Origin of the sequence: Pseudomonas sp. GM84 (assembly GCF_000282535.1) — a bacterium.
Taxonomy (GTDB): domain Bacteria; phylum Pseudomonadota; class Gammaproteobacteria; order Pseudomonadales; family Pseudomonadaceae; genus Aquipseudomonas.
In genome coordinates this window covers 1-16,682 of sequence record NZ_AKJC01000134.1, presented here as the reverse complement: position 1 = coordinate 16,682, position 16,682 = coordinate 1, and the positions used below count along the sequence as shown (strand labels likewise).

Here is a 16,682-nt window from a genome sequence, read left to right as displayed (position 1 = left end):
CGGCAACACGGATCAGCGCCGAACCAGCAGCACCCCGCTTTCCATGTGATGGGTATACGGGAACTGGTCGAACAGCGCGCAGCGTTCGATTCGGTGGGTATCTTGCAGCTGGGCGATGTTCTGCGCCAGGGTCTCGGGGTTGCACGAGATATACAGGATACGCTCGAAGCGACGGGTCAGTTCGCAGGTGTCCGGGTCCATGCCGGCACGCGGCGGGTCGACGAATACCGTGCCGAATGCGTAGCTTTTCAGGTCGATGCCTTCCAGCCGGCGGAACGGGCGAACCTCGTTCAGCGCCTGGGTCAGCTCTTCGGCCGACAGGCGCACCAGGCGCACGTTGTCCACCGCGTTCTCGTCGAGGTTGCTCAGGGCGGCATTGACCGAGGTCTTGCTGATTTCGGTGGCCAGCACCTGGCGCACGCGGGTGGCCAGCGGCAAGGTGAAGTTGCCGTTGCCGCAGTACAGCTCCAGCAGGTCGTCATCGCGATCGCCGATGGCCTCGAACGCCCAGGTCAGCATCTTCTGGTTCACCGCGCCGTTGGGCTGGGTGAACGCGCCTTCCGGTTGGCGATAGCTGAACACCCGGCCGGCCACGTCGAGTTTCTCCACGGCGTAGTCGCGGCCGATGACCAGGCGCTTGCCCTTGGAACGGCCGATGAGGCTGACGCCCAGCTCTTCGGCCAGCTGCCGCGCGGCCACTTCCCAGGCTTCGTCCAGCGGGCGGTGGTAGCACATCGTGACCATCGCATCGCCCGCCAGGGTGGTGAGGAACTCCACCTGGAACAGACGGTTGCTCAGTTCCTCGCTGGCCTGCCAGGCCGCCTTCAGGCGCGGCATCAGTTGGTTGATGCGCTCGCTGGCGATCGGGAAATCGTCGATCAGGATCGCCTTGTGTTTCTCGCCAGGGGCAAACATCGCGTAGTGGCGCTGGCCGTCTTCACGCCACAGGCGGAACTCGGCGCGCAGGCGATAGTGCTCGCGCGGCGAGTCGAAAACAGCCGGCTCCGGCGCACCGAAGGGGGCCAGCAGCTCGCGCAGGCGGGCGACTTTGCCCTGCAATTGCGCGTCGTAGGTGCTTGGGTCGAAGACGGCACTCATGCGTTGAACCAGCCCAGCTTGATCACGAACAGGATGGAAAGGATCACCAGTGCCGGGTTCAGGTCGCGGTGGCGGCCGGAGATCAGCTTGACGGCGGTCCAGGAAATGAAGCCGAAGGCGATGCCGTTGGCGATCGAATAGGTCAGCGGCATGGCCAGGGCCGTCACCACCACAGGCGCGGCTTCGGTGACGTCGTCCCAGTTTATTTCGGCCAGGCCCGAGGCCATCAGCACCGCGACGAACAGCAGCGCCGGGGCGGTGGCGAAGGCCGGCACGCTACCGGCCAGCGGGGCGAAGAACAGCGCCAGCAGGAACAACGCGGCGACCACGATGGCGGTCAGGCCGGTGCGGCCACCGGCGCTCACGCCTGCGGCCGACTCGATGTAGCTGGTGGTGGTCGAAGTGCCCAGCAGCGAGCCGGCCATGGCCGCGGTGCTGTCGGCGATCAGGGCACGGCCCATTTTCGGCATGTGACCGTCCTTGCCCATCAGGCCGGCGCGCTTGGCCACGCCGATCAGGGTGCCGGAGTTGTCGAACAGGTCGACGAACAGGAAGGCGAAGATCACGCTCACCAGGCCCACGTCCAGGGCACCGGCGATGTCCAGCTGGAGGAAGGTCGGGGCCAGCGATGGCGGCATGGAGACGATGCCGCCGAACGGCGTCACGCCCATCGCGATCGAGGCGACGGTGACGGCGAGGATGCCGATCAGCACCGCACCGCGCACTTTCAGCGACTCGAGGCCGACGATCAGGAAGAAGCCCAGGGTGGCGAGGATCGGTGCCGGTTGCTTGAGGTCGCCCAGGCCCACCAGAGTGGCCGGGTTATCGACGACGATACCCGCGTTATGCAGGGCGATCAGCGCCAGGAACAGGCCGATACCGGCCGCGATGGCCGAGCGCAAGGGCAGCGGGATGCTGTTCACGATCCATTCGCGGATGCGGAAGATCGACAGCAGGAAGAACATCACAGCCGACAGGAACACCGCGCCCAGCGCCACCTGCCAGGTGTGGCCCATGTGCAGGACCACCGTGTAGGTGAAGAAGGCGTTCAGGCCCATGCCCGGCGCCAGGGCGATCGGGTAGTTGGCGATCAGGCCCATGGTCGTCGAGCCGATGGCCGCAGCCAGGCAGGTGGCGACGAAGATCGCTCCTTTGTCCATGCCGGTCTCGCCGAGGATGCTCGGGTTGACGAACAGGATGTAGGCCATGGCCAGGAAGGTGGTGACGCCCGCAAGAATCTCGGTGCGCACATTGGTGTTGTGTGCTCTTAGTTGAAACAGCCTTTCCAGCATGCCCGCTCCCCAAGGCGCCCCCGGCGCCGTGAATGTATCGACCCCATCAGCAAAGCACAGACCGTACCGGTTGCCGTGGTTTTGTGTGGGGAGGAAAAAAGCCGCGCATCATACCAGCATGGATGGCGGGGGCCTATGGCCGTTGGGGAGGCGGCATTGCGTGAATCAATACAGGCCCTTTCGCGGGACAAGCCCGCTCCCACAGGTACAGCGCAGTTTTCAAGAACAGTGTTGTACCTGTGGGAGCGGGCTTGTCCCGCGAAGAGGCCAGCGGAAACCCCGCATCAGCCACTGTGCAACCGGTCCCGCCTGGCCAGGCTCGGGAACAGTTTTATCCACACCCCCGTCACCACCAGCGTGCCCACACCCCCCAGCACCACCGCCGGCACCGTCCCGAACCAGTGCGCCGTGACCCCGGATTCGAACTCGCCGAGCTGGTTCGAAGCCCCGATGAACAACCCATTCACCGCACTGACCCGCCCCCGCATCTCATCCGGTGTCTCCAACTGCACGAAGGCACCGCGGATCACCATGCTGATCATGTCCGCCGCGCCCAGCACCACCAGTACCGCCAGCGAGAACCAGAACGAAGTCGACAGCCCAAACCCGATGGTCGCCACGCCGAACACCCCGACCGCGGTGAACATGGTACGGCCTACCTTGCGTTCAACCGGGAAGCGCGCCAGCCACAACGACATCAGCAATGCTCCCACCGCCGGTGCCGAGCGCAACAGGCCCAGGCCCCAGGGGCCGGTGAGCAGGATGTCCTTGGCGAACACCGGCAGCAGCGCCGTGGCGCCCCCCAGCAGCACGGCGAACAGGTCGAGGGAAATCGCCCCGAGGATGTCCGGCCGGCTGCGGATGAAGCGGATCCCGGCCAGCAGCGACTCCAGGCTGGCGCGGCCACGCTGGGGCACTTGCTGGCGCGAGTCCAGGCTCAGCATCAGCACGCAGGCAATGGCGTACAGCGCCACGGTCGGGCCATACACCCAGATACTGCCGAAGGCATACAGGAAACCGCCCACCGCCGGGGCGACGATGGTGGCTGCCTGGGTCGCCGAAGCCGACGCCGCCACCGCCCGTGGAAACAGCCCCGGCGGCACCACATTGGGCAGCAGTGCCTGGGTCGCCGGCATCTCGAACGAACGGGTCGCGCCGAGCAGGAAGGCCAGGCCGAAGATCAGCTCGCGGCTGACGTTGTCGGTGGCGCTGCCCACCGCCAGCACCAGCGCGATCAGCCCCTGCAGGGTCTGGCACAGGGCCGCTACCTTGCGCCGGTCATAGCGGTCGGCGACATGCCCGGTGTGCAGCATGAACAGCACCCGCGGGGCGAATTCGACCAGGCCGACCAAACCCAGATCCAGCACATTGCCGGTCAGTTGGTAGAGGTGCCAGCCAATCGCCACGGTGAGCATCTGGAAGCCGCTGGCGGTGAACACACGGGCCAGCCAGAAGGCCATGAACGGGCGGTGCTGGCGTAACAACTGCGGTGTGGAGTCGGACATCGCAAACCTGTGGCATCGGCGCAGTAGAGGGCTCGGCAGCGTATCATCTGTTTGTAACAAACCGTTACTGTTTGCCGGGATCGGCACTTTTTCAGGCGCTGTAACAGGGGGTGGGGCAACGGGTCACGCGGCAATCAACCACACGTCCCGGCGGGCCATTCGGGACTATGCTTCCTAGCAATCGTTGATCTGGATCAATCGTTCCAAATCTAACGATTGGCCTTCGGGCCCGATTCCCTGCGATTGCACAGAACAATTCCAACGCGCCGCACTCGATACACGTGGGGGCAGTAGGCGCCAGGGCGATACGCCCGGACGCCGGATTATCTGAAGAGGAAGCACTATGTTCGGTTTAGAGGCCCTAGATCTCGCCCGAATCCAGTTTGCATTTACCGTGTCCTTTCACATCTTGTTCCCAGCCATCACCATTGGCTTGGCGAGCTACCTGGCAGTCCTCGAAGGCCTTTGGCTGAGGAGCCACAACCAGGTCTACCGTGACCTCTATCACTTCTGGTCGAAGATCTTCGCCGTCAACTTCGGCATGGGCGTGGTCTCAGGCCTGGTCATGGCCTATCAGTTCGGCACCAACTGGAGTCGCTTCTCCGACTTCGCCGGCGCCGTCACCGGGCCGTTGCTCACCTATGAAGTACTGACTGCCTTCTTCCTCGAAGCCGGTTTCCTCGGCGTCATGCTGTTCGGCTGGAATCGCGTAGGCCGCGGCCTGCACTTCTTCGCGACAGTGATGGTGGCGCTGGGTACGCTGGTGTCGACCTTCTGGATCCTGGCCTCCAACAGCTGGATGCAGACCCCGCAGGGCCACGAAATCATCGACGGCCGCGTGGTCCCGGTGGACTGGCTGGCGGTGATCTTCAACCCGTCGTTCCCCTACCGCCTGATGCACATGGCCACTGCCGCGTTCGTCGCCACGGCCTTCTTCGTCGGTGCGTCGGCCGCCTGGCACCTGCTGCGCGGGCGTGACAACCCGGCGATTCGCAAGATGCTGTCGATGGCCATGTGGATGGCCCTGATCGTCGCCCCGGTCCAGGCCGTGATCGGTGACTTCCACGGCCTCAACACGCTCAAGCACCAGCCGGTGAAGATTGCCGCGATCGAAGGCCACTGGGAGAACGTGCCCGGCGAGCCAACCCCGCTGATCCTGTTCGGCATCCCCGACATGAAGGCCGAAACCACGCACTTCAAGCTGGAGATTCCGGCGCTTGGCAGCCTGATCCTTACCCACAGCCTGGACCAGCAGGTGCCGGCGATGAAGGAATTCCCGCCTGAGGACCGGCCCAACTCGACCATCGTGTTCTGGTCGTTCAGGGTCATGGTCGGGCTGGGCATGCTGATGATCTTCGTCGGCCTCTGGAGCCTGTGGCTGCGCAAGCGCGGCACCTTGTACAGCTCGCGTCCGTTCCTGTACCTGACCCTGTGGATGGGGCCATCGGGCCTGGTGGCCATTCTGGCCGGCTGGTTCACCACCGAAGTGGGCCGCCAGCCCTGGGTGGTGTACGGCCTGATGCGCACTTCAGAGGGGGTTTCCAACCATAGCTACGTCCAGCTCGGCTTCACCCTGGTGGCGTTCGTGGTGGTGTACTTCGCCCTGTTCGGGACCGGCCTTGGCTACATGATGCGCCTGGTGCGCAAAGGGCCGAAAACCGGTGAGGGCGATGAGCACACGCCAGGTGGCCCCGGCCAGAAACGCACACCGGCACGGCCATTGTCCGCCGCCGATGATGGCCACGAGTCCAAGGCCCCCAGCCTGAGCAAGGAGAACTGAGTCATGGGTATCGACCTTCCGCTGATCTGGGCCGTGATCATCATCTTCGGCGTCATGATGTACGTCGTGATGGATGGCTTCGACCTAGGCATCGGCATGCTGTTCCCCTTCGTCAAGGGTGAGCAGGACCGCGATGTAATGATGAACACCGTCGCCCCCGTGTGGGACGGCAACGAAACCTGGCTGATCCTCGGGGGTGCCGGCCTGTTCGGCGCCTTCCCGATGGCCTACTCGGTGGTGCTCGAAGCGTTGTACCTGCCGTTGATCCTCATGCTGATCGGCCTGATCTTCCGCGGCGTGGCGTTCGAGTTCCGGTTCAAGGCCAAGGCCCACAAGCGCCATATCTGGAACAAGGCGTTCATCTGGGGCTCGCTGATCGCGACTTTCTTCCAGGGCGTTGCCCTGGGCGCGTTCATCGAGGGCTTCAAGGTGGTGGACCGCCACTTCGCCGGTGGCACGCTCGACTGGCTGACGCCATTCAGCCTGTTCAGCGGGCTGGGGCTGATCGTGGCGTACACCCTGTTGGGCTGCACCTGGCTGATCATGAAGACCGAAGGGCCGCTGCAGCAGCAGATGCATGACCTGGCCAAGCCATTGGCCCTGGTGCTGCTGGTGGTGATCGGCATCGTCAGCCTGTGGACGCCCATCGCCTACCCGCAGATCGCCGATCGCTGGTTCAGCATGCCTAACCTGATCTGGTTCATGCCGGTGCCGATCCTGGTGCTGGTGACCTTCTACGGCCTGCTCAAGGCGGTGGCGCGCAATGCCCATTACACGCCGTTCCTGCTGACCCTGGTGCTGATCTTCCTTGGCTACAGTGGTCTGGGCATCAGCCTCTGGCCGAACATCATTCCACCGTCGATCTCGATCTGGGATGCGGCCGCACCGCCGCAGAGCCAGGGCTTCATGCTGGTGGGCACCTTGTTCATCCTGCCGTTCATTCTCGGGTATACCTTCTGGAGCTACTACGTGTTCCGCGGCAAGGTCACCCACGAAGACGGCTATCACTAGAGGAGGGCACATGATGACTGGCAAACATGGCCTGGATGAGAAGAAACCGCTGTGGCAGCGACTGGGTTGGCTGCTGCTGATCTGGGCGATGAGCGTGGCGGCCCTGGGTGTGGCGGCCTATGTGATGCGGCTGTTCATGGGCGCGGCCGGGCTCACTACTCACTAACGCTGTTCTGCAGTGGCCCTATCGCCGGCAAGCCGGCTCCCACAGGTAACTCACAATGCTTGAACCTTGTGGGGTACCTGTGGGAGCCGGCTTGCCGGCGATAGGGCCCTCGAATACTACTTGCGGGCTTTGAGAATCACGAACTTCGGCGTCGCCGCCACCTGCTCCACCCCGCGGAACAGCCGCGCCAGCTTGCTGTGGTAGCCCAGGTGACGGTTACCGACGATATACAGTGCACCGCCCACCACCAGCGCCTCGCGCGCCTGCTGGAACATGCGCCAGGCGAGGAAGTCGCCGACCACCTGCTGCTGGTGGAACGGCGGGTTGCACAGCACCACGTCCAGCGACTGCTTCTCCACCCCCGCCAGGCCATCGCCCGCCAGCACCGTCACCTCCCGCTGACCCAGCGCGGCCTGCCAGTTTTCCTGCGCCGATTGCACGGCCATGTACGACTCGTCCACCAGGGTGTAGTGGGCCTGCGGATTGAGCAGGGCACTGGCGATGGCCAGCACGCCGTTGCCGCAACCCAGGTCCGCGACGCGGGCATTGCCCAGGTCTCGCGGCAGGTGCGGGAGGAAGGCGCGGGTGCCGATGTCCAGGCCATCACGGCAGAACACGTTGGCGTGGTTGACCAGTTCCAGGGCCGGCGAGTCGAGGCGGTAGCGGCTCGGGTAGGGCGAAACGGCGGCCGGGCGTTCGGCCAGCGTGGCGGTCAGCAGGCGTGCCTTTTTCAGCGCCAGCGAGGCCTGGACCGGGCCGATGTACTTCTCCAGCAGATCGCCTGCGGCCCGTGGCAGGTGCTTGATCATGGCCCCGGCAATCACCTGCGCACCGGGCGCCAGGTGCCCTTGCAGGCGGATCAGCTGCTCTTCGAGCAGGGCCAGGGTCTTGGGCACGCGAACCAGAACCCGATCGAAGGGGCCTTGCCAGTGTTCGCTGGCCGGTACGAACGGCACGCTGTCGAACGCCTTGCCGTTGCGCGCCAGGTTCTTCTCCAGGGCCATGCGGGCCAGGTGCGAGTCGCCACTGCTGACCACCTGCAAGTGGCCCTCAAGGCTGGCGGCCAGGGCGCCAAAGCTGTCGTTGAGCACCAGCACCCGGCACGCCGCCCCCGGCGCTTGTGCATGCAACTGCTCGAGCAGGTACTCGTCGGCGGCATCGAAAGCCTGCAGAGGGTCGTTGGCCTGGTCCGGCTGGCGGATCAGGTCGAGTTCGGCGTAGGGGGTGGTCAACAGGGGCATGGCGTCTGGCTCGGGTACGGATCTGCCCGTCGGCGGATCGCCACGGGTTTGGGTACGCGATTCTACAGGGCTTTGCGCCAGGTCGCAGAAATGGCTGTCAGATCAGCCCGCGAAGGGCGGCGATGGCGATGGCGCCCGCCTTGTTGGAGGCATTGGTCTTGGCGATGACGCTACGGATATGGAAGTTCACCGTGCTTTGCGACAGGGACAGGATGCAGGCGACATCGGCGGCGGTCTTTCCCGCTGCGGACCATTTCAGCACTTCCAGTTCGCGCTCGGTCATCTTTGGTACCGGAGAGCATAACTTGCTCAGATGATGTTCGCTGATGACCGCGTGCAAGGTGTGGCACAACCACTGCACCTTGCCGGCCTTGTCATAGAGTTCGGCTGTGCTGACCTCACCCAGCGGTCTGGCAATGCTGATCTGGCTTTCATTGTGCTGCAGGTCGTGCAGCGATTGGGTCCAGCCGTGACGCAAGCCGTGCTCGCAGGCTAGCTCACGAAATTGTGGGGCTTCACGGTACAGGTCGTCGGTCCACAGCACAGGCATGGTCGAGGTATGGCTACAATTCGCCGCCGAATCCAGTTTGTAGAATTCATCGTGCTGGTAGCGCTCGATCCATTCCTGTGGATAGTTGCTGTAGAGAAACACCTTGGGCGATTGAGCGGCGAGTTGCAGGCGCAGCTTGAGGCCCAGGAATGTCATGTCCAGGCCCTGTGCAAGCTGCACTGCCAGGTCGAACATTCTCTGTGGCGCACTTTCACTCATCAACTGATGGAGATGCTCGTGATTCCAGAGAAGCATCTGTCACATCCTCGCTGGTGGGATCCAAACTTTTTGTACACCGGCCAATTGTAGGAAATGCCCGACTATTGCGTTGGGTTTTTTTGTTATAGAGCGCACGGTTTTTGTGAAAACCGTACGTTCGACTTTCTGTGACCTTACACTCCAGCGGTTTTTATCCTGGCCGCTTTGCGCGACACTTGGCGCATGCATTTCTTGGAGCCCCACATGACCGCCAGCGCCGACAAGTTCACCCGCCAGACCCTGCTCGACGTCCAGCCGTTGACGCCCAACCTGTTCAGCCTGCGGGTCACGCGCGACCCAGGCTTCCGTTTTCGTTCCGGTCAGTTCGCTCGGCTGGGTGTGACCAAGGCGGATGGCAGTGTGGTCTGGCGCGCGTACTCGATGGTCAGCGCACCCCATGACGAGTTTCTCGACTTCTTCTCCATCGTCGTGCCGGGCGGTGAGTTCACCAGCGAACTGAGCCGCCTGGGCGAGGGCGACACGTTGCTGATCGACCGCCAGGCGTTCGGCTTCCTGACCCTCGATCGCTTCGTCGGCGGGCGTGACCTGTGGCTGTTGGCGACCGGCACCGGCATCGCGCCGTTCATGTCGATCCTGCAGGACTTCGAGGCCTGGGAGCGCTTCGACAACATCAAGCTGGTGTATTCGGTGCGCGAGGCGAAGGAGCTTGCGTATGTGGATGACATCGCCGGGCTGGAGCAGCGCGACTACCTGGCCGAGTTTGCCGGCAAGCTGCAGTTCATTCCGGTGGTGACGCGTGAAGCTCACCCCGGCGCCTTGAGCGCGCGGATCACCACCCTGATCGAGAATGGCGAGCTGGAGAAAGCGGCGGGGCTGGAGCTGTCGCCCGAGCATTCGCGGATCATGCTCTGCGGTAACCCCGAGATGATCGACGACACGCGCAAGGTGCTCAAGGCGCGCGACTTGCAACTGAGCCTGAGCAAGCGCCCAGGGCAGGTGGCGGTCGAAAACTACTGGTGATACCGGGGGGCGCGCGAGGCGCCCCCCGTCACGTCAGGGCAACCGGTTCTGGTTCTGCGACTTGAGCAGGTCGCGAATCTCGGTCAGCAGTGTTTCCTGCGGGGTCGGCGCAGGTGGCACGCTAGGCGCCACGGCTTCCTCACGCTTGAGCTTGTTGATCGCTTTCACCCCCATGAAGATGGCGAATGCCACGATCAGGAAGTCGATGATCGTCTGGATGAACTTGCCATAGGCCACCACCACGGCGGGCGCATCGCCTTCGGCTGCCTTCAGGGTAATGGCCAGGTCACTGAAGTCCACGCCACCGATCAGCAGCCCCAGGGGTGGCATGACCACGTCACCGACGAAGGAGGAGACAATCTTGCCGAAGGCCGCGCCGATGATGATACCGACCGCCATGTCGACGACGTTTCCTTTGACCGCGAAGGCCTTGAACTCACTGATCATGCCCATGTTCGATTCCTTTGTAACAAATGGTGAGGTTATCGCAGTGTAAGCCACTAAAACGCTTCATGCGTGATCTTCAGGGGTAGTGACTGCGCTTAGAACGAATAGTTTTGTCGCCTTCCGGCGCGTTCGAGACACGTCTGTGTCGGCTATCATGGCGGTTTTTTCCAGGAGAACCTGCCCATGGCCAAAGCCAAGCGCTTGTATGGCTGCACCGAATGCGGCGCGACCTTCCCCAAATGGGCCGGCCAGTGCGGCGAATGCGGGGCCTGGAACACCCTGGTCGAAACCATGATCGAAAGCGCCGGTGCCGCCGCGCCCAGCGGGCGTGCCGGGTGGACCGGGCAGCAGGCGCAGATCAAGACCTTGGCCGAGGTCAGCGTCGAGGAAATTCCCCGTTTCACCACCAGCAGTACCGAGCTGGACCGCGTGCTCGGCGGGGGCCTGGTCGATGGCTCGGTGGTGCTGATCGGTGGCGATCCCGGCATCGGCAAGTCGACCATCCTGCTGCAGACCCTGTGCAACATCGCTGTGGGCATGCCGGCCTTGTATGTCACCGGTGAAGAGTCGCAGCAGCAGGTGGCCATGCGTTCACGGCGCCTGGGTCTGCCGCAGGATCAGCTCAAGGTGATGACCGAAACCTGTATCGAAACCATCATCGCCACGGCGCGGCTGGAGAAGCCGCGGGTCATGGTCATCGACTCGATCCAGACCATCTTCACCGAGCAGCTGCAGTCGGCGCCCGGTGGCGTGGCCCAGGTGCGCGAGAGCACGGCGTTGCTGGTGCGTTATGCCAAGCAGAGCGGCACGGCGATCTTCCTGGTTGGCCACGTCACCAAGGAAGGCTCCCTGGCCGGCCCGCGAGTGCTGGAGCACATGGTCGACACCGTGCTGTATTTCGAAGGCGAGTCCGATGGCCGTCTGCGCCTGTTGCGGGCGGTGAAGAACCGCTTTGGCGCGGTCAACGAACTGGGCGTGTTCGGCATGACCGACCGCGGGCTGAAGGAGGTTTCCAACCCTTCGGCGATCTTCCTCAATCGTGCCCAGGAAGAAGTGCCCGGTAGCGTGGTCATGGCCACCTGGGAAGGCACCCGGCCGATGCTGGTGGAAGTGCAGGCGCTGGTAGATGACAGCCACCTGGCCAACCCCCGGCGGGTCACCCTGGGCCTGGACCAGAACCGCCTGGCCATGCTGCTGGCCGTGCTGCACCGGCATGGCGGCATTCCCACCCACGACCAGGATGTGTTTCTCAACGTGGTAGGCGGGGTGAAGGTGCTGGAGACCGCGTCCGACCTGGCCTTGCTGGCGGCAGTGATGTCCAGCTTGCGCAACCGGCCGTTGGCCCATGGGCTGCTGGTGTTCGGTGAGATCGGTCTTTCGGGTGAGGTGCGACCGGTGCCGAGCGGGCAGGAGCGGTTGAAGGAAGCGGCCAAGCATGGCTTCAAGCGGGCCATCGTGCCCAAGGGCAATGCGCCGAAGGAGCCGCCGGCGGGGTTGCAGGTGATTGCCGTGACCCGGCTGGAACAGGCGTTGGATGCCTTGTTCGAGTAATCCGTTGTCAGTACCGGCCTCTTCGCGGGACAAGCCCGCTCCCACAGGGACACCACAGGCCCTGGAAGATGTGAAGTTCCTGTGGGAGCGGGCTTGTCCCGCGAAGAGGCCAGTGCAGACAAACAAAAAGGGGAGCCGACGATGCGCATCGGCTCCCCCGCGTAACCGCTCAGTCAGCGGTCAATGCTCGGCGACCGCACTGCGCCTGGGCGTCGCGTTCCCTTGCTCGTCCATCTCCATCACTGGCACCTCGTTGCCCTCGGCATCGAACAGCTTGCCATCCTTGAAATAGTCGCCATCACGCAGCGACGAAATGTCCGAGTACTGGATGGTGCGCTCGTAGCCTGCGGCGAACACCGACTGCTGGTCCGAGTTGCCGGCGGTGAAGTGGTTGAAGATCAGGTTCAGCAGGATGGCCATGATCGCCGCCGAGCTGATGCCGGAGTGGAAAATGGTCTCGAACCAGTTCGGGAAGTGGTGGTAGAAGGTCGGCGCGGCAATCGGGATCATGCCGAAGCCCAGCGAGGCGGCGACGATGATCAGGTTGACGTTGTTCTTGTAGTTGACCTTTGACAGGGTGCGGATGCCACTGGCCGCCACGGTGCCGAACAGCACGATGCCTGCGCCGCCCAGTACCGGGGTGGGGACCGCGGCAATCACCCGGCCCATCACCGGCAGCAGGCCGAGCACCACCAGGATCACACCACCGGTGGCCACCACATAGCGGCTCTTGACCCCGGTCACGGCCACCAGGCCGACGTTCTGGGCGAAGGCGCTCTGGGTGAAGGAGCCGAAGATCGGCGCCAGGATGCTCGACGCCATGTCGGCGCGCAGGCCATTGCCCAGGCGCTTGGAGTCGACCTTGGTTTCGATGATCTCACCCACGGCGAGAATGTCGGCCGAGGTTTCCACCAACGTCACCATGATCACGATGCACATCGACAGGATCGCCGCGATGTGGAAGGTCGGCATGCCGAAGTGGAACGGCGTGGGGAAGGCGAACATCGGGCCTTCGGCGACCTTGCTGAAGTCGGTCATGCCCAGTGCCCAGGCGATCAGCGTGCCGATCACCATGGCCAGCAGAATCGACAGCCGCGAGATGGTTGCGCTGCCCAGTTTGCTCAGCAGCAGCACGATGGCGAAGGTCAACCCCGCCAGGCCGATGTTGGCCATGCTGCCGAACTCTGGCGAGGCGCTGTTGCCGCCCATCACCCAGCGTGCGGCCACGGGCATCAGGGTCAGGCCGATGGTGGTGATGACGATGCCGGTCACCAGCGGCGGGAAGAACTTGGTGATGCGCGAGAACACCGGGGTGATCAAGAAGCCGATCAGCGAGGCGGCCATCACTGCGCCCAGCACGCCAGGCAGGCCACCACCGCCCTCGCTGCTGAGAATCGCACCCATGGTCGCAACCCCTGCGAACGACACACCTTGTACCAACGGCAACTGGCAACCGAACCACGGCAGACCCAGCGTCTGCAACAGCGTGGCCAGGCCACCGGCAAACAGCGAGGCGGCGATCAGCATGCCGATTTCGGCACCGTTCAGGCCTGCAGCCTGCCCGAGGATCAGGGGTACCGCGACGATCCCGCCATACATGGTCAGTACGTGTTGCAGACCATAAGCCAGGTTGGCGCCAAGCCCGAGGTTTTCATCCTCGGGGCGCTTGGCGGGAGACGTGCTAGGGGACGTAGTCATTGAGCAGGCTCGCTGTTTATTGTTGTGCCGCTACTGTAGACACTTCCTACAAATGATTGCCACAAGAATTGTATACAATATTTTGATCGGAGCGCGTACAGGCGACCTGGTAGTGCGTCCCGAGAGGCAATGCAGATCGCGTACCAAGTCTTTAAATGCTGTGCTAGAGGGGTGTGTACAAAGTGCGGCTACCCAGGCTTAAAGCTGTCTGGGTAGACAAGAAACACAAGGTGGGAAAGCTATTAGCTAGCTAAGAGATTCCATTATTCGATGAGTTCGCGCAGTTCCCGCATCATTTCGGTGCTGTCGGCCACGTTCAATTCCACAAGACGGTGCAGATGACACATCGAATCGATGTCGATGTAGAGGCAGACGAAGCCCAGCCGCGTGGGCTCTTCATGGCGCAATTCCACCTGCATCTGCACGCGAACGTCGCGGTCGAGGTGGATGATTGCATCGAAATCCTGGGTCAGGTCGGCATCCCAGGGCCTGGGGCACTCGATCAGCAGGCCTTTCAGCGACAGGTCGAGCAATTTTACCGGCCAGCGGCGATCGCCCTGGCGCAGTTCGGTGGGGGCGTCGAAATCGATGCGCTGGAAGCGCCTGCGTTCGTCGTGATCGCTCATGGGCGGGTCCTCGGGTGACACATCCTGACTATAGTTAGTGGTTATGTGCATCAGGTACCGCAATCTGGACGCAGAGGCTCTAGACCCAAGCAAGTGTGGCAATGCGCGATGACTCGCCCTAGACTCGATGGGCGGTCTTTTCCAATCCACCAGCTGGAACTAAACCATGAACAACAATAATAGCCTGCTACGCCACATTCCGTGGTTGGCGCTGGCAGTCATAGGGGCCTGCGCGCTGGGTGTGGTTGCCCTGCGTCGCGGCGAGGCGATCAATGCCTTGTGGATCGTGGTCGCGTCGGTTGCCATCTACCTGGTCGCCTATCGCTACTACAGCCTGTTCATCGCCACCAAGGTGATGCAACTGGACCCACGCCGAGCCACCCCCGCGGTGCTCAACAACGACGGCCTGGACTACGTCCCGACCAACAAACACATTCTTTTCGGTCACCACTTCGCCGCCATCGCCGGCGCCGGCCCGCTGGTCGGCCCGGTACTTGCCGCGCAAATGGGCTATCTGCCCGGCACGCTGTGGCTGATCGCCGGCGTGGTGCTGGCCGGTGCGGTACAGGACTTCATGGTCCTGTTCCTGTCCACCCGCCGCAACGGCCGCTCGCTGGGCGACATGGTGCGCGAGGAGATGGGCCGCATCCCGGGGACCATCGCCCTGTTTGGCTGCTTCCTGATCATGATCATCATCCTCGCGGTGCTGGCGCTGATCGTGGTCAAGGCCTTGGCAGAGAGCCCGTGGGGCATGTTCACGGTGATGGCGACCATCCCGATCGCGATGTTCATGGGCATCTACATGCGCTACATCCGCCCGGGCCGCATCGGCGAGATCTCGGTGGTCGGCGTGGTGCTGCTGCTGGCGTCGATCTGGCTGGGGGGCCAGATCGCCGCGGATCCGGTCTGGGGCCCGGCCTTCACCTTCACCGGCGTGCAGATCACCTGGATGCTGGTGGGCTACGGCTTCGTTGCTGCCGTACTGCCGGTCTGGCTGGTGCTGGCGCCGCGTGACTACCTGTCGACCTTCCTCAAGATCGGTACCATCATTGCCCTGGCTGTCGGCATCCTGGTGACCATGCCCGAGCTGAAAATGCCGGCGCTGACCCAGTTCACCGACGGCACCGGCCCGGTATGGAAAGGCACCCTGTTCCCGTTCCTGTTCATCACCATCGCCTGCGGTGCGGTGTCCGGCTTCCACGCGCTGATCTCCTCGGGGACCACGCCGAAGCTGCTGGACAACGAAACCAACGCCCGTTACATCGGCTACGGCGGCATGCTGATGGAATCGTTCGTCGCCATCATGGCCATGGTCGCCGCATCGGTGATCGAGCCGGGCGTGTACTTCGCCATGAACAGCCCGGCCGCCGTGGTCGGGGCCGACGTCGCTTCGGTGGCGCAAACGGTCAGCAGCTGGGGCTTCCTGATCACCCCTGAGCAACTGGAGGCGGTCGCCCGCGACATCGGCGAACACACCATCCTGGCCCGTGCCGGCGGTGCGCCGACCTTGGCGGTGGGTATCGCGCAGATCCTCCACCAGGTGCTGCCGGGTGAAAACACCATGGCCTTCTGGTACCACTTCGCGATCCTGTTCGAAGCCCTGTTCATCCTTACCGCGGTGGACGCCGGTACCCGTGCCGGCCGCTTCATGCTGCAGGACCTGCTGGGCAGCTTCGTGCCAGCCCTGAAGCGCACCGAGTCGTGGACCGCCAACCTGATCGGCACTGCCGGCTGCGTGGCCCTGTGGGGCTACCTGCTGTACCAGGGCGTGATCGACCCGCTGGGCGGCATCAACACCCTGTGGCCGCTGTTCGGCATCTCCAACCAGATGCTGGCGGGTATCGCCCTGATGCTCGGCACCGTGGTGCTGATCAAGATGAAGCGCCAGCGCTACGTCTGGGTCACCTTGCTGCCGGCTGTGTGGCTGCTGATCTGCACCACCACTGCGGGCCTGATCAAGCTGTTCGACCCGAACCCGGCCGTTGGCTTCCTGGCCCTGGCCAAGAAGTACAGCACCGCGCTGGACGCCGGCCAGGTATTGGCCCCGGCCAAGGACATCGGGCAGATGCAGCATGTGATCTTCAACGCCTACACCAACGCCGGCCTGACCGTGCTGTTCCTGATTGTGGTGTTCAGCGTGCTGTTCTTCGCCGTCAAGGTTGGCTACGCCGCCCTCGGCCGCAAAGAGCGTACCGACAAGGAAACCCCGTTCCAGGCCCTGCCTGACGCTTGAGAGGACTGCTGCGATGTTCAACGACCTGGGTCGACTGGGTAAGTACCTGGGGCAGGCAGCCCGCCTGATGGTCGGCATGCCCGACTACGACAACTATGTCGAGCACATGCAGACCAAGCACCCGGACAAGCCGGTGATGAGCTACGAGGCGTTCTTCCGCGAACGCCAGGAAGCGCGTTACGGTGGCAAGTCCGGGCCGAAGTGTTGTTGAGCCTGTAGTTTCAGCCTGTCCCGGCCTCATCGCC

At 63.5% G+C, this 16,682-nt stretch carries 15 protein-coding genes; 7 read left to right on the top strand and 8 right to left on the bottom strand.

Translation table 11 applies throughout. The annotated features are described in order from the left end of the window. Positions 1-12: 12 nt before the first annotated feature. The 3 genes from trmA to PMI38_RS11865 form a co-directional block, all read right to left on the bottom strand. Entirely contained in the window at positions 13-1,098 is a 1,086-nt protein-coding gene (trmA, locus tag PMI38_RS11875; protein WP_008094158.1) for a tRNA (uridine(54)-C5)-methyltransferase TrmA, read from the bottom strand. Beyond that, positions 1,095-2,390, bottom strand: a complete 1,296-nt coding sequence (locus tag PMI38_RS11870; RefSeq protein ID WP_008094156.1) for an NCS2 family permease — start codon at positions 2,388-2,390, stop codon at positions 1,095-1,097. Before PMI38_RS11870 ends, trmA begins: the two co-directional genes overlap by 4 nt. Positions 2,391-2,674: 284 nt before the next feature. After that, complete coding sequence (locus tag PMI38_RS11865; RefSeq protein ID WP_008094154.1) at positions 2,675-3,895, bottom strand: MFS transporter; 1,221 nt, start codon at positions 3,893-3,895, stop codon at positions 2,675-2,677. Between the two features lie 343 nt (positions 3,896-4,238). Here PMI38_RS11865 and PMI38_RS11860 point away from each other — a divergent pair, with 343 nt between their 5' ends. From PMI38_RS11860 to PMI38_RS11850, 3 genes are read left to right on the top strand one after another with little or no spacing between them, the layout of a single operon-like run. Further along, complete coding sequence (locus tag PMI38_RS11860; RefSeq protein WP_008094151.1) at positions 4,239-5,675, top strand: cytochrome ubiquinol oxidase subunit I; 1,437 nt, start codon at positions 4,239-4,241, stop codon at positions 5,673-5,675. A 3-nt stretch (positions 5,676-5,678) separates the two neighbouring features. Further along, a complete protein-coding gene (gene cydB, locus PMI38_RS11855) occupies positions 5,679-6,686 on the top strand; it encodes a cytochrome d ubiquinol oxidase subunit II (protein WP_008094149.1) in 1,008 nt (335 codons plus the stop codon). Between the two features lie 10 nt (positions 6,687-6,696). Continuing rightward, positions 6,697-6,852, top strand: coding sequence for a DUF2474 domain-containing protein (locus PMI38_RS11850; RefSeq protein ID WP_008094148.1), 156 nt, complete (start codon positions 6,697-6,699; stop codon positions 6,850-6,852). Between the two features lie 116 nt (positions 6,853-6,968). Here PMI38_RS11850 and PMI38_RS11845 read toward each other — a convergent pair whose 3' ends face one another. Together PMI38_RS11845 and PMI38_RS11840 are read right to left on the bottom strand one after the other, a co-directional pair. Then, positions 6,969-8,093, bottom strand: coding sequence for a methyltransferase (locus PMI38_RS11845; RefSeq protein ID WP_008094146.1), 1,125 nt, complete (start codon positions 8,091-8,093; stop codon positions 6,969-6,971). 97 nt (positions 8,094-8,190) lie between these two features. After that, complete coding sequence (locus PMI38_RS11840) at positions 8,191-8,898, bottom strand: autoinducer binding domain-containing protein (protein ID WP_008094144.1); 708 nt, start codon at positions 8,896-8,898, stop codon at positions 8,191-8,193. A gap of 207 nt (positions 8,899-9,105) precedes the next feature. Here PMI38_RS11840 and PMI38_RS11835 point away from each other — a divergent pair, with 207 nt between their 5' ends. After that, positions 9,106-9,882, top strand: a complete 777-nt coding sequence (locus PMI38_RS11835; RefSeq protein WP_008094142.1) for a ferredoxin--NADP reductase — start codon at positions 9,106-9,108, stop codon at positions 9,880-9,882. A gap of 33 nt (positions 9,883-9,915) precedes the next feature. On the opposite strand, the gene mscL is transcribed toward PMI38_RS11835, so the two are convergent. After that, positions 9,916-10,335, bottom strand: a complete 420-nt coding sequence (gene mscL / locus PMI38_RS11830) for a large-conductance mechanosensitive channel protein MscL (RefSeq protein WP_008094139.1) — start codon at positions 10,333-10,335, stop codon at positions 9,916-9,918. Positions 10,336-10,512: 177 nt separating this feature from the next. On the opposite strand from mscL, the gene radA reads away from it, so the two are divergent. Further along, entirely contained in the window at positions 10,513-11,880 is a 1,368-nt protein-coding gene (gene radA, locus PMI38_RS11825; RefSeq protein ID WP_008094137.1) for a DNA repair protein RadA, read from the top strand. 180 nt (positions 11,881-12,060) lie between these two features. Here the strand turns inward: radA and PMI38_RS11820 are convergent, their stop codons facing one another. After that, the gene (locus PMI38_RS11820; RefSeq protein WP_008094135.1) at positions 12,061-13,578 is read right to left on the bottom strand and encodes a nucleobase:cation symporter-2 family protein; all 1,518 of its coding nucleotides are present in this window, start codon (positions 13,576-13,578) and stop codon (positions 12,061-12,063) included. 263 nt (positions 13,579-13,841) lie between these two features. Beyond that, positions 13,842-14,204, bottom strand: coding sequence for a PilZ domain-containing protein (locus tag PMI38_RS11815; protein WP_008094133.1), 363 nt, complete (start codon positions 14,202-14,204; stop codon positions 13,842-13,844). A 166-nt stretch (positions 14,205-14,370) separates the two neighbouring features. On the opposite strand from PMI38_RS11815, the gene PMI38_RS11810 reads away from it, so the two are divergent. Beyond that, positions 14,371-16,437 carry a carbon starvation CstA family protein gene (locus tag PMI38_RS11810; RefSeq protein WP_008094132.1) on the top strand — a complete coding sequence of 689 codons (2,067 nt, stop codon included), beginning with the start codon at positions 14,371-14,373 and terminating at the stop codon, positions 16,435-16,437. Between the two features lie 13 nt (positions 16,438-16,450). Beyond that, entirely contained in the window at positions 16,451-16,648 is a 198-nt protein-coding gene (locus PMI38_RS11805) for a YbdD/YjiX family protein (protein WP_008094130.1), read from the top strand. Positions 16,649-16,682: the final 34 nt, after the last annotated feature.

Coding starts and splice junctions, on each gene's coding strand:
- PMI38_RS11810 (WP_008094132.1), top strand. CDS start 14,371: ATGAACAACAATAATAGCCTGCTACGCCACATTCCGTGGTTGGCGCTG.
- PMI38_RS11805 (WP_008094130.1), top strand. CDS start 16,451: ATGTTCAACGACCTGGGTCGACTGGGTAAGTACCTGGGGCAGGCAGCC.
- PMI38_RS11815 (WP_008094133.1), bottom strand. CDS start 14,204: ATGAGCGATCACGACGAACGCAGGCGCTTCCAGCGCATCGATTTCGAC.
- PMI38_RS11870 (WP_008094156.1), bottom strand. CDS start 2,390: ATGCTGGAAAGGCTGTTTCAACTAAGAGCACACAACACCAATGTGCGC.
- PMI38_RS11865 (WP_008094154.1), bottom strand. CDS start 3,895: ATGTCCGACTCCACACCGCAGTTGTTACGCCAGCACCGCCCGTTCATG.
- PMI38_RS11835 (WP_008094142.1), top strand. CDS start 9,106: ATGACCGCCAGCGCCGACAAGTTCACCCGCCAGACCCTGCTCGACGTC.
- PMI38_RS11850 (WP_008094148.1), top strand. CDS start 6,697: ATGATGACTGGCAAACATGGCCTGGATGAGAAGAAACCGCTGTGGCAG.
- PMI38_RS11840 (WP_008094144.1), bottom strand. CDS start 8,898: ATGCTTCTCTGGAATCACGAGCATCTCCATCAGTTGATGAGTGAAAGT.
- PMI38_RS11845 (WP_008094146.1), bottom strand. CDS start 8,093: ATGCCCCTGTTGACCACCCCCTACGCCGAACTCGACCTGATCCGCCAG.
- PMI38_RS11820 (WP_008094135.1), bottom strand. CDS start 13,578: ATGACTACGTCCCCTAGCACGTCTCCCGCCAAGCGCCCCGAGGATGAA.
- trmA (WP_008094158.1), bottom strand. CDS start 1,098: ATGAGTGCCGTCTTCGACCCAAGCACCTACGACGCGCAATTGCAGGGC.
- mscL (WP_008094139.1), bottom strand. CDS start 10,335: ATGGGCATGATCAGTGAGTTCAAGGCCTTCGCGGTCAAAGGAAACGTC.
- radA (WP_008094137.1), top strand. CDS start 10,513: ATGGCCAAAGCCAAGCGCTTGTATGGCTGCACCGAATGCGGCGCGACC.
- PMI38_RS11860 (WP_008094151.1), top strand. CDS start 4,239: ATGTTCGGTTTAGAGGCCCTAGATCTCGCCCGAATCCAGTTTGCATTT.
- cydB (WP_008094149.1), top strand. CDS start 5,679: ATGGGTATCGACCTTCCGCTGATCTGGGCCGTGATCATCATCTTCGGC.